At 66.4% G+C, this 21,718-nt stretch carries 18 protein-coding genes; 11 read left to right on the top strand and 7 right to left on the bottom strand.

Annotated features, from left to right (window positions below):
* Positions 1-18: 18 nt before the first annotated feature.
* Positions 19-1,311: an NAD(P)/FAD-dependent oxidoreductase gene (locus ACT7B3_RS11610; RefSeq protein WP_445158049.1), complete on the top strand. Its 1,293-nt coding sequence runs from the start codon at positions 19-21 to the stop codon at positions 1,309-1,311.
* Between the two features lie 192 nt (positions 1,312-1,503).
* Positions 1,504-2,091 (top strand): glycine zipper 2TM domain-containing protein, encoded by a 588-nt coding sequence (locus ACT7B3_RS11605; RefSeq protein WP_445158048.1) that lies wholly within the window; start codon positions 1,504-1,506, stop codon positions 2,089-2,091.
* Positions 2,092-2,221: 130 nt separating this feature from the next.
* Here ACT7B3_RS11605 and ACT7B3_RS11600 read toward each other — a convergent pair whose 3' ends face one another.
* Both ACT7B3_RS11600 and ACT7B3_RS11595 read right to left on the bottom strand, forming a co-directional pair.
* Positions 2,222-4,135, bottom strand: a complete 1,914-nt coding sequence (locus ACT7B3_RS11600) for a Na+/H+ antiporter NhaC family protein (RefSeq protein WP_445158047.1) — start codon at positions 4,133-4,135, stop codon at positions 2,222-2,224.
* Positions 4,136-4,311: 176 nt separating this feature from the next.
* On the bottom strand, positions 4,312-5,688 hold the full coding sequence (locus ACT7B3_RS11595; protein WP_445158046.1) for a glutamine synthetase family protein: 1,377 nt from the start codon (positions 5,686-5,688) through the stop codon (positions 4,312-4,314).
* 241 nt (positions 5,689-5,929) lie between these two features.
* On the opposite strand from ACT7B3_RS11595, the gene ACT7B3_RS11590 reads away from it, so the two are divergent.
* From ACT7B3_RS11590 to ACT7B3_RS11575, 4 genes are all read left to right on the top strand, one after another.
* On the top strand, positions 5,930-6,715 hold the full coding sequence (locus tag ACT7B3_RS11590) for a gamma-glutamyl-gamma-aminobutyrate hydrolase family protein (protein ID WP_445158045.1): 786 nt from the start codon (positions 5,930-5,932) through the stop codon (positions 6,713-6,715).
* Positions 6,716-6,739: 24 nt separating this feature from the next.
* Positions 6,740-8,155, top strand: coding sequence for an aspartate aminotransferase family protein (locus tag ACT7B3_RS11585; RefSeq protein ID WP_445158044.1), 1,416 nt, complete (start codon positions 6,740-6,742; stop codon positions 8,153-8,155).
* Entirely contained in the window at positions 8,152-9,657 is a 1,506-nt protein-coding gene (locus ACT7B3_RS11580; RefSeq protein WP_445158043.1) for an aldehyde dehydrogenase, read from the top strand. The genes ACT7B3_RS11585 and ACT7B3_RS11580 overlap by 4 nt, the downstream gene beginning before the upstream one ends.
* Before the next feature lie 81 nt (positions 9,658-9,738).
* On the top strand, positions 9,739-11,115 hold the full coding sequence (locus ACT7B3_RS11575; RefSeq protein WP_445158042.1) for a DNA recombination protein RmuC: 1,377 nt from the start codon (positions 9,739-9,741) through the stop codon (positions 11,113-11,115).
* Positions 11,116-11,140: 25 nt separating this feature from the next.
* Here ACT7B3_RS11575 and ACT7B3_RS11570 read toward each other — a convergent pair whose 3' ends face one another.
* The 5 genes from ACT7B3_RS11570 to gatC all read right to left on the bottom strand — a co-directional run bounded on the left by ACT7B3_RS11570 (position 11,141) and on the right by gatC (position 16,941).
* On the bottom strand, positions 11,141-12,838 hold the full coding sequence (locus ACT7B3_RS11570) for a methyl-accepting chemotaxis protein (protein WP_445158041.1): 1,698 nt from the start codon (positions 12,836-12,838) through the stop codon (positions 11,141-11,143).
* A gap of 209 nt (positions 12,839-13,047) precedes the next feature.
* On the bottom strand, positions 13,048-13,599 hold the full coding sequence (locus tag ACT7B3_RS11565; RefSeq protein WP_444677265.1) for a cupin domain-containing protein: 552 nt from the start codon (positions 13,597-13,599) through the stop codon (positions 13,048-13,050).
* Between the two features lie 54 nt (positions 13,600-13,653).
* Positions 13,654-15,108, bottom strand: a complete 1,455-nt coding sequence (gene gatB / locus ACT7B3_RS11560; RefSeq protein ID WP_445158040.1) for an Asp-tRNA(Asn)/Glu-tRNA(Gln) amidotransferase subunit GatB — start codon at positions 15,106-15,108, stop codon at positions 13,654-13,656.
* Positions 15,108-16,568, bottom strand: coding sequence for an Asp-tRNA(Asn)/Glu-tRNA(Gln) amidotransferase subunit GatA (gatA, locus tag ACT7B3_RS11555; protein ID WP_444677267.1), 1,461 nt, complete (start codon positions 16,566-16,568; stop codon positions 15,108-15,110). Before gatA ends, gatB begins: the two co-directional genes overlap by 1 nt.
* An 85-nt stretch (positions 16,569-16,653) precedes the next feature.
* Complete coding sequence (gene gatC / locus ACT7B3_RS11550; protein WP_444677268.1) at positions 16,654-16,941, bottom strand: Asp-tRNA(Asn)/Glu-tRNA(Gln) amidotransferase subunit GatC; 288 nt, start codon at positions 16,939-16,941, stop codon at positions 16,654-16,656.
* Between the two features lie 183 nt (positions 16,942-17,124).
* Here gatC and ACT7B3_RS11545 point away from each other — a divergent pair, with 183 nt between their 5' ends.
* The 5 genes from ACT7B3_RS11545 (at position 17,125) to rng (ending at position 21,716) form a co-directional block, all read left to right on the top strand.
* Positions 17,125-18,162 carry a rod shape-determining protein gene (locus tag ACT7B3_RS11545; RefSeq protein WP_444677269.1) on the top strand — a complete coding sequence of 346 codons (1,038 nt, stop codon included), beginning with the start codon at positions 17,125-17,127 and terminating at the stop codon, positions 18,160-18,162.
* Positions 18,163-18,234: 72 nt separating this feature from the next.
* Positions 18,235-19,113, top strand: a complete 879-nt coding sequence (gene mreC / locus ACT7B3_RS11540; RefSeq protein WP_444677270.1) for a rod shape-determining protein MreC — start codon at positions 18,235-18,237, stop codon at positions 19,111-19,113.
* On the top strand, positions 19,113-19,613 hold the full coding sequence (mreD, locus tag ACT7B3_RS11535; protein ID WP_445158039.1) for a rod shape-determining protein MreD: 501 nt from the start codon (positions 19,113-19,115) through the stop codon (positions 19,611-19,613). Before mreC ends, mreD begins: the two co-directional genes overlap by 1 nt.
* Positions 19,610-20,200 carry a Maf family protein gene (locus tag ACT7B3_RS11530; RefSeq protein WP_444677272.1) on the top strand — a complete coding sequence of 197 codons (591 nt, stop codon included), beginning with the start codon at positions 19,610-19,612 and terminating at the stop codon, positions 20,198-20,200. The genes mreD and ACT7B3_RS11530 overlap by 4 nt, the downstream gene beginning before the upstream one ends.
* 52 nt (positions 20,201-20,252) lie before the next feature.
* Complete coding sequence (gene rng, locus ACT7B3_RS11525; protein ID WP_445158038.1) at positions 20,253-21,716, top strand: ribonuclease G; 1,464 nt, start codon at positions 20,253-20,255, stop codon at positions 21,714-21,716.
* The last annotated feature ends 2 nt before the right edge of the window (positions 21,717-21,718 follow it).

Here is a 21,718-nt window from a genome sequence, read left to right as displayed (position 1 = left end):
TGTAAGTGTGAGGAAGTGATGTCGAACAATGCCAACGCCGAGCATGTGGCGTCCTACTATGCCGCTACGTCCAACCCGTCGCCCGAGCGGGCTGCCCTGGTGGGCGATATCGAGTGCGAGGTGTGCGTGGTGGGCGCCGGCTTCACCGGCATCTCGTCGGCGCTGCACCTGGTGGAACAGGGTCGGCGTGTGGTCGTGCTGGAAGCCGCCCGCGTAGGCTTCGGCGCCTCGGGGCGCAACGGCGGCCAGATCGTCAACAGCTACAGCCGCGACATGGACGTGATCGAGGCCAAGTACGGCACCGGGACCGCTCGCGCCCTGGGCGATATGGCCTTCGAGGGCAATCGCATCATCCGCGAGCGCATTCGCCACTATGCCATCGCCTGTGATCTCAAGAACGGCAATCTGTTCGCCGCCTGCAATCGCAAGCAGTTCGAGGGGCTGCGCGAGCACAAGGCGCTGTGGGAACGGTTCGGCAACCACGAACTCGAGCTGCTGGAGGGCGAGGCTTACCGGCGAGAGGTGGGCAGCGCGCGCTACGTCGGCGCGCTGGTGGATCACTCCGGTGGGCACCTGCATCCGCTCAACCTGGTGCTCGGCCAGGCCGCCGCCTTCGCGTCGCTGGGTGGCGTCATCCATGAACAGACGCCGGTCATCGCGGTAGAGCACGGCGAGCGGGTCACCCTGCGTACTCCGCAGGGCAGCGTGCGCGCCGAACGCGTGGTGATGGCCGGCAACGCCTACCTGCAAGGGGTGCTGCCGGAGCTGGAGAGCAAGTCGATGCCCTGCGGCACTCAGATCATTACCACCGAGCCGTTGCCGGAGGCGCTGCGCCGCGAGCTGATCCCCAACGACATGGCGGTGGAAGACTGCAACTATCTGCTCGACTACTACCGCTTCACCGCCGATGGGCGTCTGCTCTACGGCGGCGGGGTCAACTACGGCGGCCAGGATCCGACAGACATCGCCGCGGTGATTAGGCCCAAGATGCTCAAGACCTTTCCCCAGCTTGCCGAGGTGCGCATCGACTTCGCCTGGAGCGGCAACTTTTTGATGACGTTGAATCGCCTGCCTCAGTTCGGTCGGCTCAACGACAACGTCTACTACGCCCAGGGCTATTCGGGCCATGGGGTGACCTGCTCACACCTGGCGGGCAAGTTGATCGCCGAGGTGATACGCGGCGACAGCCAGCGCTTCGATGCCTTCGCCGGCTTGCCGCACCTGCCGTTTCCCGGCGGGCGGCTGCTGCGGGTGCCGCTCTCGGCGCTGGGCGCCTGGTACTACGCCACGCGGGACCGGCTCGGCTGGTGAGTGTCGCCAAGGGCTGACACCGAGACAAAAAACGTGAAAGCCGCTGCGTTGCGCTCATGGCCGTGCGTCGACGCCGTATACTGACGGTATCCCACGGGTGGCATGGAGCCGCCGCCCTGCGTCTCTCCTCCACATCGCATCGAGCCGAGCCTTGTCAGCCCGGGGCGCACTGCGTCCTGCAGGAGGAGTATCATGAATAAATCGATCGTGATCGGAACTACGCTGAGCGTGCTCGGCCTGGGTGGTCTGGCCCTGGGCGCGTGGCAGGTGCAGCAGGACCAGGAGCCGCGGGAGCGCGGCCCCCAGTTTGCCGAGGTCGTGGCGGTACAGCCGGTGACGCGCAGCGTCGAAACGCCGCGCGAAGTGTGTGAGGACGTGGTCGTGCACCAACAGGCGCAGGCGCCCAGCCGCGATCCACATCGCATCGCCGGCACCGCGGCGGGGGCCGTGGTGGGCGGCCTGCTGGGCAATCAGGTCGGCGGTGGCAGCGGCAAGACCCTGGCCACCGTGGCAGGGGCGGTCGGCGGCGGCTACGCCGGGCGCGAGATCCAGGGGCGTATCGAGGCCAACCAGACCCAGACCTACACCACCACGCAGCGACAGTGCCATACCGTCATGGACAGCTCCGAGGAGACCGTGGGTTACGACGTGACCTGGCGTCACGGTGAGCTGACCGAGGTCTCGCGGCTGGATCACCGGCCCCAGGGCAACCGCGTGCTGCTCGACGAGGGGCAGCCGCGCTGGGACCTGCCGCTGGCCAGTGCCGCCAACGAAGGTTGAGCTCTCCCTCGCTCCCATGCGGGATCCTTATTGCACGAAGCCGCCGCCGCCCTTGGGCGACGGCGGCTTCGTCACATCGGTGGAATGCCGTCACCACACCCACCGCTATTGCGTTGACCTGCCGCTACCCTCAGGCGGCGACCGGCCGGGAGGCGCCGCTGCCGTCCTCGGCGCGCTTGCCGAGCAGGCGCAGGCAGAGCGCCAGAACGAGCAGCCCGAGTCCGAGGCCGAGCCACCAAGGCAGGCCGTGCCCTACCGCCACGCTGCCGAATACTAGCGCTATCACGCCGACTAGCAAGGCATAGGGCAGTTGGGTGCGCACATGCTCGATCAGGTCGCAGCCGCTGGCCATGGCCGCCAGCAGGGTCGATTCGGCGAGCGGCGAGCAGTGGTCACCCCACACTGCGCCGGCCAGTACGCCGGCTACCGAGGCGTAGAGCAGCGGCATGCCCTCGGCGGTGCCCGCCAGGCCATGCAGGTCGAGGATTGCCCAGGCCAGGGGAATGGTCAGCGGCATCATGATCCCCATCACGCCCCAGGAGGAGCCGGTGGCGAAGGCGGTGAAGGCTGCCAGGGTGAAGATGGCCGCTGGCAGCCACTGGGGCGAGAGTGCCTCGCCCAAGGCAGCGATCAAGAAGTCGCTGGTGCCCAGGGTGGCGTTCACATTGGCCAGGGCCCAGGCCATCATCAGGATGGTCAAGGGCAGCAGCATCGACTTGACCCCTTCGAACCAGTAGTGGGTGGTCTCGTTCATGGTCATCAGGCGCTGGGCCAGGGTCATCACCACGGCCGTGATACAGGCCGCCAGCGATCCCCACATCATGGCCGCGAAAGCGTCGCCCTCGCCGAAGATATCCCAGATATCGTGTTCCCCCTGGCCCAGCTCCGCGGCACCGGTGGTGTAGATCCCGCCAATGGTGAAGGCCACCAGCACGAGCATCGGCACCACGGCATTGGAGGCGCGCAGCGCGATCCCCGGCTTGGTCTCGATCTCGGCCTCTTCCACCACCGCCTCCCGGGGCGTGACCGGCGAACGGCCGGCATGACCGGCCAGGGCCCGGCGTTCGGCAACCAGCATGGGGCCGAAGTCGCGTCGGCTCCCTACCAGCAGGAAGACGAAGGCCACCGCCATAAAGGGATAGAAGTTGTAGGGCAATGCCTGGATGAAGACGCTGTAGGCGGACTCGTTCCAGCCATCGATCTCGCTCATGGCCTGCTGAATCAAGCCTACCTGAAAGCCGATCCAGGTAGTCACCAGCAGCACCGCCGAGACCGGTGCCGCGGTGCAGTCGACGATATAGGCCAGCTTGGCGCGTGAAATGTGCAGCCTGTCGAAGATGTTGCGCATGGTGTTGCCCACGATCAGCGCATTGGCGTAGTCGTCGAAGAAGATGGCCAGCCCCAGCAGGCCGGTGGTGGCCTGGGCCTGGCGGCGGTTGCGGATATAGCGGGTGATGCGCGCCGCGATCCCCTGGGTGCCGCCGTTGCGCGAGATGATCCCCACCATGCCACCGATCAGCAGGCAGAACAGCACTACCGCCATGTGTTCGCTGTCGCTGGCGGCTTCCAGCAGATGTACGCTCACCGTTTCATTGAAGGCAGTGAAGAGGGCGGCGGCGCTCATGCCGTGGTAGATCCATCCGCCCAGCAGGATGCCCAGGAAAAGGGCGGCGATCACCTGGCGAAACACCAGGGCGATGCCTATGGCGGTGAGTGCCGGCACCAGCGAGAGCCAGGCGGGAATGGCGGTGAGCACCTGGCGCTCCAGCAACTGGCCCTCGGCGTCGAACAGCTCCAGCACCCCGCGGCTGCCGGCGAGTGTCGCCTCGGCGAGCCGCTGGCCCGTCTCGTCTTCGAACAGTGCCAGGGCCTGACCATCCAGCGTCAAGCGCAGGCCGGTGCCATCGTCGACGCCGATCTCGAAGCCGACGCCTTGAAGAATCAGGCCTGGGGGCGAAAGGCGCTCATCGGCCAGCAAGGAGCCGGTGAACAGCAGTAGTAACAGCAGGCTCATCTGCCAGAACAGGCGTTGCGGGGTGTGCATTGGAGATTGCCTCGTCGTTGTTGGAGGTTGTTGGGATGGGCAAATCCCGGCCTGCCGGCTCGCAAGACGAGCCGGAGATGCCGTGCTTCTTCTCTAGAGGTTGGGAGGATCGGTCGAAGGGCTAGGGTTGGCTGCCGTGCGCACCTCACCAGGCCCGGGCGCGCCGAGCCTTGCGATCAGACGTGGCGCAGGTACCAGTCGTACTCCAGCTGGCTTACCGCCTTCATGGCCTGGGCCCGCTCGGCACGGCGGTTGGCCACGAACACCTGAATGAAGTCGCGCCCCAGTGCCTCGCCCAGCACCTCGTCCGCCTCCAGCAGGTCCAGGGCCTGCTGCCAGCTATTGGTCAGGCTATGCGCTACCTGGGCGTAGGCATTGCCGACGATGGGCGGGGGCGGCGTCAGTTCGCGACTGAGGCCGTGGTGCAGCGACGCCAGCAGGGTAGCCAGCAGCAGGTAGGGATTGACGTCGGCACCGGCGACCCGGTGTTCGATGCGCCGGGCGCAGCGCGGGCCGGAGGGAACGCGCAGCGCCACGGAGCGGTTGTCGAACCCCCAGGTGGGTGCCATCGGCACATAGAGCCCCGGCTGGAAGCGGCGAAAAGAGTTCAGGTTGGGAGCGAACAGCGCCATGGAGCTGGGCATGCGCTCGAGCAGGCCGGCCACCGCCTGGTTGAGGTGCGGGCTACCGAGGGCGTCATCGCCGGGTTCACTGAAAACGTTGTGACCCTCGGCGTCGAGCAGGCTGATGTGGACATGGGTGCCGCTGCCGGCCTCCTCGCCGTAAGGCTTGGCCATGAAGCTAGCCTCGAAGCCGTGCTTGAGCGCCACGCCCTTGATCAGGCGCTTAAGCAGCACGGCGCTGTCGCAGGCCCTCATCACATCGTCACAGTGGATCAGGTTGACCTCGAACTGCCCCGGGGCGCACTCCTTCAGCGCGGTGTCCAGGGGCAGGCCCTGGGTCGCGGCGGCGCTTTGAATATCTTCCAAAAAGTCGGCGTACTCATCCAGTTCCAGCATCGAATAAAGCTGGCTCTGGGTGGCGCGCTCGCCGCTGCCCGGCGAGCGCGGCGGCTGGATCAGCCTCGCCTCGGTGCGCTGGCGGTCGACCAGGTAGAACTCCAGCTCAAGCGCTACCACCGGGGTCAGCTCCATGGCGGTCAGTCGGCCCAGCACCCGGGCGAGCACCTGGCGGGGATCGGCGAAGAAAGGCGACTCATCCGCTTCCACCATGGACATCAGCAGCTGGCCCTGGCGGCCGTTGCGCAGCCAAGGCACCGGCATCAGGCTGCCGGGAATCGGACGACACAGGCGATCGCTGTCGCCGCTGGTCAGCCCCAGGCCTGTCTCCTCGATGGTGTTGCCATTGATGTCCAGCGCAAACACCGAGGCGGGCAGCGCGATACCGCTATGGTAGGCCTTGGCCAGGTTGCCGCGAGGGATGCGTTTGCCTCGGATGACCCCGTTGAGGTCGCTGATCAGCAGATCGAAACTGTCGATCTGCGGATGGCGGTCGAGGAAAGCCTGAACATCATCGGGGGAGTGGGAAGGCATGGTGCTCACCTGAGGGTCTTAGGATCGTTGTTGATGACATTCATCCTTTCTCGATGCGCTCGTGTTGTCAAATTCTTTACGTGTTATGCGCATGGCGGTTTTCTCAATATATCATTTTATCTATTTAATTCAGTTATTTATAGGGATTCGGCGTGTTTTGGTTGCGATGGGGCTTGGAAAGATAAATCAACGTGAGTATGTTGAATAAAACATAACAACGTCGTTCTGCAAGGAGACCGTCATGCCGACACGACCCCTGGTGGGGGTTATCGCCTGCCGCCGCGAGGTGGAAGGGCACGCCGCCCAGATGGTGACCGACAAGTACCTGAGCGCCTTGCGCGAGTATGGGCTGAACCCGGTGATCCTGCCGGTGTGGAGCGACCAGGAACAGGACCCTGAGGCAGCCAGGGGACTGCTTTCCCGGCTCGACGGGCTGCTGCTCACCGGCAGCTACTCCAACGTGGAACCCGCTCGCTACGGGGCCGAGCGTGCGCCGGAGAACCGGCGTGACGACCGCGATCGCGATGCCGCCGCCCTGACCTGGATTCACGAAGCGCTGGCGCTGAAACTGCCGCTTTTCGGGATCTGTCGCGGTTTCCAGGAGCTCAACGTGGCCTTCGGCGGCAGCCTGCACCAAGCGGTGCAGCGCGTGCCCGGCATGCTCGACCATCGAGAGCCTTGCGCTGCCGACCAGGCGGCCCAGTATGCCCCGGCGCATGATCTCGTGCTGCGCGGCGAGGGCATCCTGGCACGTCTGCTCGGCACGTCTCAAGTGCGGGTCAACTCCCTGCATCAGCAGGGCATCGACCGCCTGGGCGAGGGCCTGGTGGCCGAGGCCTGGGCTCCGGATGGGCTCATTGAGGCGGTCTCGGTGGCGCAGGCCGCCACCTATGCCCTGGCCGTGCAGTGGCATCCGGAATGGCAGCCGCGCGAGCATCCTTTACACGATGCGCTATTTCGCAGCTTCGCTGCAGCCTGCATTGCCCATCAGGGCGTTTCCCACCCTTCCACCACCCAGCCGGCCTGAGGGCCTTGAGCGGAGAAATCGCTAATGAATACCCGTGACTATCAGGACCTGGACCGTGCCCACCACCTGCACCCCTTTACCGACTTCAAGGCACTGGGCGAGGAGGGTAGCCGCATCGTCACCCATGCCGAGGGAATCTATATCCACGACAGCGAAGGCAACCGCATCCTCGACGCCATGGCCGGGCTGTGGTGCGTCAACCTGGGCTATGGCCGCGAGGAGCTGGTCGAGGCGGCCACCGCGCAGCTGCGTGAGCTGCCCTATTACAACAACTTCTTCAAGACCACCCATCCGCCGGCGATCAAGCTCGCCGAGAAGCTGGTGCAGCTGGCGCCGGCACACATGAACCGGGTGTTCTTCACCGGCTCGGGCTCCGAGGCCAACGACACCGTGCTACGCATGGTGCGCCGCTACTGGGCACTCGAAGGCAAGCCCGACAAGCAATGGATCATCGCCCGTGAGAATGCCTACCACGGCTCCACCGTAGCCGGCCTGAGCCTTGGCGGCATGGCGCCGATGCACGGCCAGGGCGGTCCCACGGTGCCCAAGATTGCCCATGTGCGACAGCCCTATTGGTTTGGGGAAGGGCGAGGCATGCAAGGGGGCGGCAGTGACCCCGACAGCTTCGGCCGCGAGTGCGCAGCGGCCCTGGAGGCGGAGATTCTGGCGCTCGGCGAGGAGAACGTTGCCGCCTTCATCGCCGAGCCGGTGCAGGGCGCGGGTGGCGCCATCATTCCGCCGGCGAGCTACTGGCCGGCCGTCAAGGAGGTGTTGGCCAGGTACGACATCCTGCTGGTGGTGGACGAAGTGATCTGCGGTTTCGGCCGCCTGGGGGAGTGGTTCGGCAGCGTCCACTACGATTTGAAGCCCGACCTGATGCCCATCGCCAAGGGCCTCTCGTCCGGCTACCTGCCGATCGGCGGGGTGCTGGTAGGCGATCGGGTGGCCGAGACCTTGATCGAGGAAGGCGGTGAGTTCTTCCACGGCTTCACCTACTCGGGCCATCCGGTGTGCGCCGCGGTGGCGCTGAAGAACCTCGAGCTGATGCAGGCCGAGGGCATCGTCGAGCGGGTGCGTGACGACGTGGGACCCTATCTCGCCGAGCGCTGGGCCACCCTGGCCGAGCATCCGCTGGTGGGCGAGGCGCGCTCCCTGGGGTTGATCGGTGCTCTGGAGCTGGTCGGTGACAAGGCCACCGGCGCGCGTTTCCCCAAATCCCTCGGCGTCGGCACCCTGTGCCGCGACATCTGTTTCGAAACCGGCCTGGTGATGCGCTCGGTGGGTGATACGATGATCATTTCACCGCCGCTGGTGATCCGCCGTGCCGAGGTCGACGAGCTGGTTCGCCTGGCCCGTCAGGCGCTGGACGAGACCGCCCGCCGCCTGGCCGCAGGCAGCGCCGTGGATGACCGCCCCTACCTGGAGGAGACCCGCTCGTGAGCCATTCCCCATCGCCCCGCACCCTGGCCGACTGGCAGGCCCGCGCCGCCGAGCTTTCGTTCGAGTCGCGCGCCTTCATCGACGACAGCTTCGTCGCTGCCGAAAGCGGCGCCACCTTCGAGTCGCGCAACCCGGCCACCGGCGAGATGCTGGCCCAGGTGGCCAGCTGCGACGAGCCCGACGCGGCGCGCGCCGTGGCGGCGGCGCGCCGGGCCTTCGCTGGCGGCGCCTGGTCGCGGCTGGCGCCGGGCAAGCGCAAGAAGACCCTGCTGCGCCTGGCCGAGCTGATGGAGGCCCACAAGCACGAACTGGCGCTGCTCGACACCCTCGACATGGGTAAGCCCATTTCGAGCTCATTGGGCGACATGGCCGGCGCCATCGCCTGCATTCGCTACCAGGCCGAGTGCATCGACAAGCTCTACGGCGAGGTGGCACCCACCGGTGAGGAGACCCTGGCGCTGGTGCTGCGCGAGCCCATCGGCGTGGTGGCGGCCATCGTGCCCTGGAACTTCCCGCTGATGATGACCGCCTGGAAGATCGCCCCGGCGCTGGCCGCGGGCAACAGCGTGATTCTCAAGCCCTCGGAGAAGTCGCCGCTCTCCGCGCTGCGCCTGGCCCAGCTGGCCAAGGAAGCCGGGCTGCCCAGGGGCGTGTTCCAGGTGCTGCCGGGCTTCGGCCACACCGTGGGCAAGGCGCTGGCGCTCTCCATGGAAGTCGACTGCCTGGCCTTCACCGGCTCCACCGCGGTGGGCAAGCAGCTGATGCAGTACGCCGGGCAGTCCAACCTCAAGCGGGTTTATCTCGAGTGCGGCGGCAAATCCCCCAACATCGTCTTCGCCGACTGCAAGGACCTCGACCAGGTGGCCAGCCACGCCGCCGCGGCGATCTTCCACAACCAGGGCGAAGTGTGCATCGCCGGCTCGCGGCTGCTGGTGGAGAACTCGATCCGCGACGACTTCGTCGAGCGAGTGCTCAAGGCCGCCGAGACCATGCAGCCGGGCGATCCGCAGGACCCGCAGAGCTTCATGGGTGCCATCGTCGACGAGACCCAGCATCGGCGTATCCTCGACTACATCCGCCAGGGCGTAGAAGAGGGTGCACGGCTGCGCAGCGGCGGCAAGGCGCTGGAGGGGCCGGGGCTGTTCATCCCGCCCACGGTGTTCGACGGCGTCACGCCGCAGATGACCATCGGCCGCGAGGAGATCTTCGGTCCGGTGCTGGCGGTGTTCGGCTTCGACAGCGAAGAAGAGGCGGTGGCCATGGCCAACGACACGCCCTACGGACTGGCGGCAGGGCTGTGGAGCCAGGACATCGACCGCATCCTGCGCGTGACGCGGCGGCTGCAGTCGGGCCAGGTGTTCGTCAACAACTGGGCGGGTGGCGACCAGACCATGCCCTTCGGCGGGGTCAAGCAGTCGGGCAACGGGCGCGACAAGTCGCATCACAGCCTGGAGGAGTACTCCGAGCTCAAGAGCGTGTGGATGTCGCTGCAACCAAGCTGATCCTGTCAAAATCCGGCAGGGGATGAGCCGGTGGTCGTGGCAGGTATACTGGCGCCACGACCGCCTGCAGGAGAATTCCCTTTGACCGACCTCGCCACGCTGCTGGCCACGCTTCCCCTAGGCTACGCCATGGCGCTCACGGCGCTGCTGGCGTTCCTGCTCGCCTTCGGCCTGGCCGGCTGGCTCGCCGCCCGGCGTCAGCGTGTCGAGGCGGTGCGGCACGAAGCCGCCTTGGTTGACTTGCGTGTGCGGCTGGCCGAGCGTGAGAAGCAGCTCGATGACGCAAAGCAAAGGCTCGGCGAGGTGCAGGTGAGCGAGGCCCGACTGGCCACCATACTGGAGCAGAAGCAGCAGCACTTCGAGGCCCAGCTGGCCCTGCTGCGCGACAGCCGCGACCAGCTGCGCCAGGAATTCGAAAACCTCGCCAACGAGATTCTCGAGCGCAAGGGACGCGCTTTCACCGAGCTCTCCCAGCAGCGCATCAGCGGCCTGCTGCAGCCGATCCAGGCGGAAATGAAGGGCTTTCGCGAGAAGGTCGAGTTGATTCATCGTCACGATACCGAGCAGCGTGCCGGGCTGCGCGCGGAACTGCGCCACCTGCAGGCGCTCAATCGCGAGATCACCGATCAGGCCGAGCGCCTGACCCAGGCGCTGCAGGGGCAGAAGAAGGTGCAGGGCAACTGGGGCGAGCTGATGCTGGAGAACGTGCTGGAGGGTTCCGGCCTGCGCCCCGGCAAGGATTACCAGCGCGAGGTGAGCTTCGCCACGGCGGAGGGTCGCCGTCGCCCCGATGCGGTGGTCTACCTGCCTCAGGGGCGCCACCTGGTGATCGACGCCAAGACCTCGCTTGCCGCCTATGTGCGCTACGTCAACGCCGAGGACGAGGGGGAGAGAGGGCAGGCCCTGGCCGCCCATGCCACGGCGGTGGGCGAGCGTATCGCCGAGCTGGCCGACAAGCACTATTACGACCTGCCGGGCCTCAATTCGCCGGACGTGGTGATCATGTTCATCCCGGTGGAGTCGGCCTACGTCGAGGCGCTCAAGCACGACGAGACCCTTTACCAGCGCGCCATCGAGCACAACGTGCTGGTGGCCACGCCCACCACGCTGCTCACCAGCCTCAACGTGGTGCGTCAGCTGTGGCGCTTCGAGGACCAGAGCCGCCACAGCGCCGAGCTGGCCAATCGCGCCGAGCGGTTCTACAACAAGCTGCGGCTGTTCCTCGAGAGCATGCAGGAGGTGCAGGCGAAGCTCGACGGCGCCCGCGACAGCTACGACCGTGCCATGGGGCAGTTGGTCAACGGGCGCGGCAACCTGATCAAGCAGGCCGCCGAGTTCCAGGAGCTGGGCGTGGCGGTGAAGAAGGAGCTGCCCGCCGAGCTGGTCGAGCGGGCAGGGCTGGAGCTGGAGGCCGCCCGCCCCCGCCAGGCGCTGCCGGACGGGGGCGGGCGAGGCTAGGAGTTGCCCAGCCAGGGGAGGTGGCTTAGAAGTTGGCCCACTCCGGCTGGCGCTCTCTGGTGGCGAGCTGCAGCTGTTGCATGATGGGTTTCGGGGCGGGAAGCGTCTCGGCGTTGATCGTGCTTCGGTCGTGGCTGCGAGCAGGGGGTGGAAGCTGAAAGGCGGCCATGGCGTTCAACAGCTGACGGGCATGCTGACGCAGATTGTCGGCTGCCGTGGCGCTCTCCTCCACCAGGGTGGCGTTCTGCTGGGTGACCCTGTCCATCTCGGCCACGGCCGTTCCGGCTTCCTGTACACCGGCGCTCTGCTCGACGCTGGCCTGACTGATTTCCCGCATCAACTGGCTGACCCGCGCGATGGTCTCGACGATCTCCTCGGTGGCTTGACGAGCCTCCGCGGCCCGGGCGTTACCGCTCTTCACCCGCTCCACGTTGCTGGTGATAAGTGCATTGATATGGCTGGCGGCGTCGGCGCTCTTCTGCGCCAGCTTGCGCACCTCGGCGGCCACCACAGCGAAGCCGCGGCCGTGCTCGCCAGCGCGTGCCGCTTCCACCGAGGCGTTGAGCGCCAGGATATTGGTCTGGAAAGCGATGTCGTCGATGGTCGAGATGATGCTGGCGATCTCGCTTGCACTGCTATCGAGTTCGTTCATGGTAGCCGCCATCTGTTCCACCGCCATGCCCCCCTGGCGAGCCTTGTGCGAGGCACTCTCCGCTTCTCGGCTGGCTTGAGCTGCATTGTCGGTGTTCAGTACCACGGTGCTGTTCAGCTCTTCCATGGCCGAGGCGGTCTGGGTCAGAGCGCTGGCCTGCTGCTGGGTGCGTGAGGCGAGGTCGGTGTTGCCCTCGGCGATTTGCTCACTGTTGCTGGCCACGGCTTCGGCGGCCCCGCGAACCTGGGCCACGATGGCCTGGAGCTGGCGTGCCATTTCCACCTGCGACGCCATGATGCTGCGCCGGTCGCCTTCGCGCAAACGCACGCCGGTAGCCAGTTCACCGCGGCCGATCGCCTCGGCGAAGGCTTTCACCTCATGGGGCTCGGCGCCGAGCTCGCGCAGCAGCTGGCGCGCCAGCAGAAAGGCGATCAGGCTGCCCACCACCAGCGCCGCCAGGCACAGGGCCAGCATCAGCATCTGAAAGCCGGACGCGGTGTCGCGGGCCAGCGCGGTATCGGCTGCGCTCTCGGCTTCCTGGTGGTCGATGAAGTCATTGATACGATCGAGCCAGGCAAAGAAAGCCGGGCCGGCCTCGCTCAACAGGATGTCGCGTGCCCCGACGATGTTGCCCTGTGCGCGATGCGTCATGACCTGGGCGGCCAGTCGTTGTGTCGCGTCGGCTTGACGCTCGATGGCTGCCAGCAGCTCGCGTTCACGTGAGGAAGCGCTGAGCTGAATGGCGTCCGTCATCCCGCTGGCGGCGCGCTGATAATCGTTTGCCAGCGCCTGGTAGTCGCGCTCCAAGGCGGCGAGGGCGGCAGGTGATTCGACTAGGGTCATGTCGCGCAGCAGAATCGCGCGGTCATGCACGCTGCCGCGCCAGTCGATGGCGTGGCGCTGCTTGGTGCCATTGATGTCGTTGATGGTGGTGAGGCTGTGATCAATGCGGTTCACCTGCACGATACCGATGGCGGTAAGCAGTACGATCAAGGCGAGCACGGTGGAAAATCCGATGAGCAGGCGAGAGCGAATGCCCAGGCGGGCGAGGCGGGCTGAGGAAGCCTTCATGTGCTTGGTTCCCTTGTACGTGTAGTGGTAGGCCTCACAGGGAGGTCCATTGTTGTACAAGGCGTACTCTAATTATTGTACATAATTTATGCAAAATGCTTTTATCCTATACAGCCGATAGCCATTCCCTGGGGCGGGGACGGCATGTATCTGACTAACATAAAAAACCTGCCGCTCGGGCAGGCCTGGATAGAGCTTGTACAAAAAGGTTAGAAGGCGCGGGCCGGCGTGCAGCAGCTCACCAGCCGGCAGGGCTCGCTGCCGAGGTTGCGGAAGCGGTGGGGCACGTTGGTGTCGAAGTAGTAGGCTTCACCTGGGCCGAGCAGGCGGGTCTGGGGGCCGATGGTGATCTCGATCGTGCCCTCCAGCACCACGCCGGCTTCCTCGCCCTGGTGGGCGATCATCTCGCGCCCAGTGTCGGCGCCGGGCGGGTAGGTTTCGATCATGAAAGCCAGCGCCCGGCTGGCACGGTTGGCGCCAACCAGCTTGTAGATCACCTCGCCGCTGCCCATGTCGGCCAGCTCGTCGGCACCGTAGAACACCTGGTCGCGGCTCTCCAGCTCGAGAGTGAAGAAGTCGCCGACGCTGATTGGAATGGCGTCGAGGATCTTCTTCAGTGAGCTGACCGAAGGGCTCACCTTACCCTGTTCGATCAGCGACAGGCTGGAGTGGGTCACGCCGCAGCGTTTGGCCAGCTCGCGCTGAGAAATGCCGCGCAGGGTGCGCAGCGCACGCAGGCGGGTGCCGACATCATCTGACATATCTTCTCCTGAGCCGATGGGCGGGAACCGGCGTCCCGTCCCGCCCGTGGGCCTTCAGCAGAGCGCGTCGAGCTTCTGCTTGAGCAGCTGGTTGACCTGCTGGGGGTTTGCCGTGCCGCGTGATGCTTTCATCACCTGGCCGACGAAGTAGCCGATCATCTTGCCGCGCTTGTCCGGCTCGGCGTCGCGATACTGTGCCACCTGGGCCGGGCTGTCGGCGATCACCTGGTCGATCATCGCCTCGATGGCGCCGGTGTCGGTGACCTGCTTGAGTCCCTGTGCCTCGATGACGTCGTCGGCATTGGCGCCCTGGCCGTTCCACAGCGCCTGGAACACCTGCTTGGCAGCCTTGCCGTTGATGGTGTCGTCGAGCACGCGCACCAGCAGTTCGCCGAGCTGGCGCGCCGAGACCGGGCTGTCGGCCATCGCCAGGCCCTCGCGGTTGAGCGCGCCCGCCAGTTCGCCCTGCACCCAGTTGGCGGCCTGCTTGGCATCGCCGCAGACCTCCTTCACCTCTTCAAAGTAGTCTGCCATCTCGCGGGTGGCGGAGAGCACGCTGGCATCGTAGGCAGAAAGGCCCAGTTCGTGCTCGAAGCGCGCGCGCTTGTCGGCGGGCAGCTCCGGCAGGTTATCCCGCAGGTGATCGATGTAGGCCTGGTCGAGCACCACCGGCAGCAGGTCGGGGCAGGGGAAGTAGCGGTAGTCGTTGGCCTCCTCCTTGGTGCGCATGCTGCGGGTCTCGTCGCGCTCGGGGTCGTAAAGGCGCGTCTCCTGCACCACCTGGCCGCCATCCTCGAGCAGCTCGACCTGGCGCTCCACCTCGTAGGCGATGGCGCGCTCGACGAAGCGGAACGAGTTGACGTTCTTGATCTCGGCACGGGTACCGAAGGCTTCCTGGCCCTTGGGGCGCACCGAGACGTTGACGTCGCAGCGCATCGAGCCCTCGGCCATGTTGCCGTCCGAAATGCCCAGGTAGGTGACAATGGAGTGGATCGCCTTGAGATAGGCGGCGGCCTCCTTCGCCGAGCGCATGTCGGGCTCGGAGACGATCTCGAGCAGCGGCGTGCCGGCGCGGTTGAGGTCCACGCCGGTCATGCCGTGGAAATCCTCGTGCAGCGACTTGCCGGCATCCTCCTCGAGGTGCGCATGGTGCACGCGGATCGGCTTAGTGGTGCCGTCCTCCAGCGTGATCTCGACCACGCCCGGCCCGACGATGGGCTGGTACATCTGGCTGGTCTGGTAGCCCTTGGGCAGGTCGGGGTAGAAGTAGTTCTTGCGGTCGAACACCGAGACCTCGGCGATCTCGGCATGCACCGCCAAACCGAACTTCACTGCCATGGCCACCGCGGCCTCGTTGAGCACCGGCAGCACGCCGGGCAGGCCGAGGTCGACGGCGCAGGCCTGGGTGTTGGGCTCGGCGCCGAAGGCGGTAGAGGCGCCGGAAAAGATCTTGGATCGGGTGGCGAGCTGGACATGGACTTCCAGGCCAATCACGGTTTCCCACTGCATCAGAGCGTCTCCTCGGCGAAGTCGGGGCGTTGACGATGCCAGTCGGTCGCCAGCTGGAACTGGTGGGCAACGTTGAGCAGGCGTGCCTCGGTGAAATGGCTGCCGAGGATCTGCAGGCCGATGGGGCGCTTGCCGGCAAAGCCGGCCGGCACGCTCATGCCGGGGATGCCGGCCAGGTTCACCGCAATGGTGTAGATATCTTGCAGGTACATGGAGACCGGGTCTTTCTTGGCGCCGAGATCGAAGGCCGGGGTGGGGGCGGCGGGGCCCATCAGCACATCGACCTCCTCGAAGGCGTCGAGGAAGTCCTGGCGGATCAGGCGGCGCACCTGCTGGGCCTTCTTGTAATAGGCGTCGAAGAAGCCCTCGGAGAGGGTGTGAGTGCCGATCAGGATGCGGCGCTTGACTTCGTCGCCGAAGCCCTCGGCGCGGCTACGCTTGTAGAGGTCGATCAGATCGGTCGGGTTGTCGCAGCGGTGGCCGAAGCGCACGCCGTCGTAGCGCGACAGGTTCGATGAGGCTTCCGCCGGAGCGATGACGTAGTAGGCCGGAATCGCATAGTGGGTATGCGGCAGGCTCACCTCGCGCACGCTGGCGCCGAGCGCTTCGAAGACCTTGATCGCCTCGCGTACGGCGGCTTCCACCTGCGGGTCCAGGCCGTCGCCGAAGTACTCGCTGGGCAGGCCGATCTTGAGGCCGGAAAGCGCGGTGCCGAGCTCCTCGGTGTAGTCGGGCACGCCGCGGGCCACGCAGGTGGAGTCGCGCAGGTCGTGGCCGGCGATGGCGTTGAGCAGCAGGGCGCAGTCCTCGGCGCTGCGCGCCATGGGGCCGGCCTGGTCGAGGCTGGAGGCGTAGGCGACGATGCCGTAGCGCGACACCCGTCCATAGGTCGGCTTGAGGCCGGTGATGCCGCAGAAGGCGGCGGGCTGGCGGATAGAACCGCCGGTGTCGGTACCCATGGCGGCCGGCACCAGTCCTGCCGCCACCGCCGCCGCGCTGCCGCCGGAGGAGCCGCCCGGCACCGCGGTGAGGTCCCAGGGGTTCTTCACCGGGCCGTAGTGGCTGTTCTCGTTGGACGAGCCCATGGCGAACTCGTCCATGTTGGTCTTGCCCAGGCTGACGGTGCCGGCCTCGGCGAGCTTCTCCACCACCGTGGCGTCATAGGGGGAGATGAAGCTGTCGAGCATCTTCGAGCCGCAGCTGGTCTTGATTCCACGGGTGCAGAAGATGTCCTTGAGGGCCAGCGGCAGGCCGGTGAGCGGGCCAGCGTTGCCGGCGGCCCGCGCCGCATCGGCGGCATCCGCGGCGGCCAGGGCCTGCTCGGGCGTCGAGGTGATGAAGCTGTTCAGCTTGCCGTCGAGGCGTTCGATGCGGCCCAGCAGGTGCTGGGTCAGCTCACGGCTGGAGAACTCACGCGCTTCGAGCGAGCGGGCGAGTTCGACAAGAGTGTTGTCATGCATGCGGCATGGCTCCATGAAAGCGTGCCGTTGGGCAGGGCTTGGGTGCTTGGGCGTGGTCGAAGGCTTCAGGGCAGGGCGCCCGGCTTCATTCGACGACCCGGGGCACCAGGTAGAGTCCGTTTTCCACCGCCGGGGCGCAGCGCTGGAACGCTTCGCGCTGATTGCCTTCGGTCACTTCGTCGGCACGCAGGCGCTGGGTGACGTCCAGCGGGTGGGCCAGCGGGGCGACGCCCTCGGTATCGAGCGACTGAAGCAGGTCGACCATCTCGAGAATGCGGCCGAGGTCATCGACGTAGCGAGCGGCGTCTTCGTCGCTCAGGCCTAGCCGGGCCAGGTGGGCGGCCCGCTGCACGTCTGCTTTTTCTAGCGCCATGGGCGAAATGTCCTCGCAGGAAAAATAAGAGAGGGTGACGAACAGCGGGGAAAGTTACCATATCCCGGGCATTTCGGGCACTCTTCCGGGCCGTGAGGTGGGCTGTCGCTTGCTGCGCAGGGGCCGCGATGATACCGTTTGCCTCCGCACTGGTCCCCCGCTCTGCACTAGGTAACGACGTCCATGTTCAAACGCTTGAGGGGGCTGTTCTCCAGCGATCTCTCCATCGATCTGGGTACAGCCAATACACTGATTTACGTGCGCGGTCGCGGTATCGTGCTCGACGAGCCTTCGGTGGTGGCCATTCGCCAGTCCGGCAACATGCGCAGCGTGGCTGCGGTGGGCGCCGATGCCAAGCGCATGCTGGGGCGTACCCCGGGCAACATCACGGCCATCCGGCCCATGAAGGACGGCGTCATCGCCGACTTCACCGTCACCGAGCAGATGCTCCAGCACTTCATCCGCAAGGTGCACCAGAGCACTTTCCTTACCCCGAGCCCGCGCGTGCTGGTCTGTGTGCCCTGCATGTCCACCCAGGTGGAGCGGCGGGCGATCAAGGAGTCGGCCGAGGGCGCCGGCGCCCGCGAGGTGTTCCTGATCGAGGAACCCATGGCCGCTGCCATCGGTGCCGGCCTGCCGGTCGATGACGCCCAGGGCTCCATGGTGGTGGACATCGGTGGCGGGACCACCGAGATCGCCATTATCTCGCTCAACGGTGTGGTCTATTCCGAATCGATCCGCGTTGGCGGCGACCGCTTCGACGAGGCGATCACCGCCTACGTGCGCCGCCACTACGGCAGCCTGATCGGTGAAGCCACCGCCGAGCGCATCAAGGAAGAGATCGGCTGCGCCTATCCCGGCGGCGAGCTGCGCGAGATCGACGTGCGCGGGCGCAACCTGGCGGAGGGCATTCCGCGCAGCTTCACCCTCAATTCCCACGAGATTCTCGACGCCCTGCAGGAGACACTTTCCCAGATCGTCGCCGCGGTCAAGAGCGCGCTGGAGCAGTCGCCGCCCGAACTCGCCTCGGACATCGCCGAGCGCGGCCTGGTGCTGACCGGTGGCGGCGCGCTGCTGCGCGACCTGGACAAGCTGATCGCCGAGGAAACCGGCCTGCCGGTCATTGTGGCGGAAGATCCGCTGACCTGCGTGGCGCGCGGCGGCGGTAAGGCGCTGGAGATGATCGACCGCCATACCTTCGAGCTGCTCTCCAGCGACTGACGTCGGCATTTCTCGCGGGAGGGGACGTCTATCAAACCGCTGTTCTCGCACGGGTCGGTGCCGGGCTATCGCATGCTGTTGTGTGCGATGGCCGCGTCTGCGTTGATGTTTGCCGACCACCGCTTCACGCGCATGGAAGACGTACGCGCCCACCTGTCCACGGTGGTCGCGCCGATCCAGCGCCTGGTGGCGGTGCCCAGCGACGTGCTGGCCTGGGGAACGCTGGCGCTTTCCGACCAGCGTGCCCTGGTGGAAGAGAACCGCCGGCTGCGTGAGCAGATGCTGCACCTGTCTCACCGCGTCCAGCACATGTCGAGCCTGACGGCGGAGAACGTGCGCCTGCGCGAGCTGCTGGGGGCGGCCGCCCAGATGGACGGCGCCTACGTCACCGCCGAGCTGCTGTCGCTCGATGCCGATCCCTTCGCCCACCAGATGGTGGTCGACCGGGGGCGCCGCAACGGGGTCTTCGTGGGGCAGCCGGTGCTCGATGCGTCGGGGCTGGTGGGCCAGGTCACGGCGGTGTCGGCCTATTCCAGCCGCGTGCTGATGGTCTCCGATGCCAGCCACGCGCTGCCGATACAGGTCAATCGCAACGGCCTGCGCTTCGTGCTCCAGGGCAGCGGCCAGTACGATAGCCTGCGCGTGCTGCACGTGCCGGACACGGCGGACATTCGCGTGGGCGACCTGCTGGTGACCTCGGGCCTGGCGGGGCGTTTTCCCGCCGGCTATCCCGTGGCACGGGTGACGCAGGTGGTGCACGATCCCGGCCAGCCCTTTGCCCGCGTCAATGCCGCCCCCGTGGCGCGGCTGCAGCGCTCGCGCCATTTTCTGCTGATCTTCCCGCCCGACCCCGTGCCGATTCCCGACGAGGATAGCTGGGAGCGTGGCCTGCCTGCGGAGCTGGGCTTCATGCCGCTGCCCATGCCGGCCGATACAGAGGAGGAGGAGTAGTGGCGCATTCCCATCGTACGGCGCTTCCCTGGGTCTGGCTGACGCTGCTGCTGGCGCTGTGCCTGCAGGTCATGCCGCTGGCCGAAGGCTGGCAGCTGTGGCGCCCCGACTGGCTCGGGCTGATGCTGATCTACTGGTGCATGGCGTCGCCGGATCGGGTCGGGGTCTTCCACGGCTTCGTCTTTGGGCTGCTGCTTGATCTCATTGAGGGCGCCACCCTCGGCCAGAATGCGCTGGTGCTGTCGCTGCTGGCCTTCCTCGCGGCGCTGGTCTATCCGCGTTTTCGTACCTATTCGCTGGTGCAGCAGGCGCTGCTGGTGCTGGTGCTGCTGGGGTTGGTGCAACTGGCCGAGCAGTGGCTGCGCACCCTGTTTGGTCCTTTCACGATGCACCTGGCCTTTCTTATCCCTTCGCTGATCGGTGCGGCGCTGTGGCCCTGGCTTGCCACCATGTTCCAGGCCTTCGAGCGTCACCTGGCCAATCGGGGCGTCACGCCATGACGCTGCGTGCCGCGCGGCTGTGCCTCGCTTCCGCCTCGCCGCGCCGCCGCCAGCTGCTTGCGTCGATCGGCGTGGAGGTCGAGGTGCGCCCGGTCGACATCGACGAGACGCCCCGCGCCGGTGAGCCTGCCGAGGCCTACGTGAGCCGCCTGGCGCGGGAGAAGGCGCTGGCCGGCGCGCAGGATGCTGCGCTGCCGGTGCTGGGCGCCGACACGGCGGTGATCCTCGACGGGCACATCCTCGGTAAGCCGCGCGACGAGGCGCATGCCGCCGCCATGCTGGGTGCACTTGCCGGACGCAGCCACGAAGTGCTCACGGCGGTGGCGGTGAGCGGGCCGGCCGGGCTACGGGAGGCCTGCGTGGCCACCCGGGTGACGCTGCGCGCGATCGCCCCGCACGAGATCGCCGCTTACTGGGCCACCGGCGAGCCCGCCGACAAGGCGGGCGGCTATGCGATTCAGGGGCTGGCAGCGATCTTCGTCGAACGCATCGAAGGCAGCCATTCGGCCGTGGTGGGGCTGCCGCTGTTCGAAACCGCCGCGCTGCTGGCGCAGCAGGGCGTGACGCCATGGAAGGATGCAGTCTAGCGGCGACGCTATGTCATAATGCGCGCAGACTCGATTGGACAAGGATTCCCGCATGAGCGGCGAAGTATTGATCAACCTGACGCCGATGGAAACCCGGGTCGCCGTGGTGGAAAACGGGGTCTTGCAGGAGGCGCTCATCGAGCGCACGCGGCGGCGCGGCATCGTCGGCAACATCTACAAGGGGCGCGTGGTGCGCGTCCTGCCCGGCATGCAGGCGGCATTCGTCGACATCGGGCTGGACCGGGCGGCCTTCATCCATGCCCATGAGATCATGCCGCCCGGCACCCCGCCGGACGAGCAGGTCTCCATCGGCCATCTGCTGCATGAGGGGCAGGCGCTGGTGGTTCAGGTCACCAAGGACCCCATCGGCTCCAAGGGTGCCCGCCTGACCACGCACCTGTCGGTGCCGTCGCGCTACCTGGTCTACATGCCCGACTCCCCCCATCACGGCGTCTCCCAGCGGATCGAGGACGAGCGCGAGCGCGAGCGGCTGCGCTCGCTGCTGGAAGCGTGCCAGGCGGAGCAGGAGCTCGAGGTCACCGGCGGATTCATCGTGCGCACCGCGGCCGAGAACGTGGGCAAGGAAGAGCTCTATGCCGACATGCATTTTTTGCTGCGGCTGTGGCGAAAGGTCAGCGAACGCAAGGTGACCGCCAGCGCTCCCAGCGTGATTTATGACGACCTGCCGCTGTTCATCCGCACCCTGCGCGACCTGATGCGCGACGAGATCGAGAAGGTGCGCATCGACTCGCGGGAAAATTACGTCAAACTGATCGAGTTCGCGAAGGAGTTCATGCCCGACTCCAGCGCGCGCATCGAGTACTACCCCGGGGAGCGGCCGATCTTCGATCTTTACAGCGTCGAGGACGAGATCCAGAAGGCACTGGGCCGCAAGGTGCAGCTGAAGTCGGGCGGCTACCTGGTGATCGACCCCACCGAGGCGATGACCACCATCGACGTCAACACTGGCGGCTACGTCGGCCATCGCAATCTCGAAGAGACGATCTTCAAGACCAACCTCGAGGCGGCTAACGCCATTGCCCGCCAGCTGCGCCTGCGCAACCTGGGCGGCATCATCATCATCGACTTCATCGACATGGAAGACCCCGAGCATCAGCGCCAGGTGCTGCGCGTGCTCGAGAAGGCGCTGGAGCGCGACCACGCCAAGACCAAGTGCACCGGCGTGACCGAGCTCGGCCTGGTGCAGCTGACCCGCAAGCGAACCCGCGAGAGCCTGGAACAGACCCTTTGCGAGTCGTGCCCCACCTGCGGCGGACGCGGCATGCTCAAGACCGCCGAAACGGTCTGCTACGAGATCTTTCGCGAGATCCTGCGCGAGGAGCGCGCCTACAGCGCCGAGACCTACATGGTGCTGGCCTCCCAGCCGGTGGTGGATCGCCTGCTCGACGAGGAGTCTGCCGCGGTGGCTGACCTGGAAGCCTTCATCGGCAAGACCATACGCTTCCAGGTGGAGAGCCACTACTCCCAGGAGCAGTACGACATCGTGCTGATGTGAGC

The sequence above is a fragment of the Halomonas sp. E14 genome (assembly GCF_052568415.1).
Note: the sequence above shows the minus strand (reverse complement) of the source record. Positions and strands in the feature narration are given on the sequence as shown.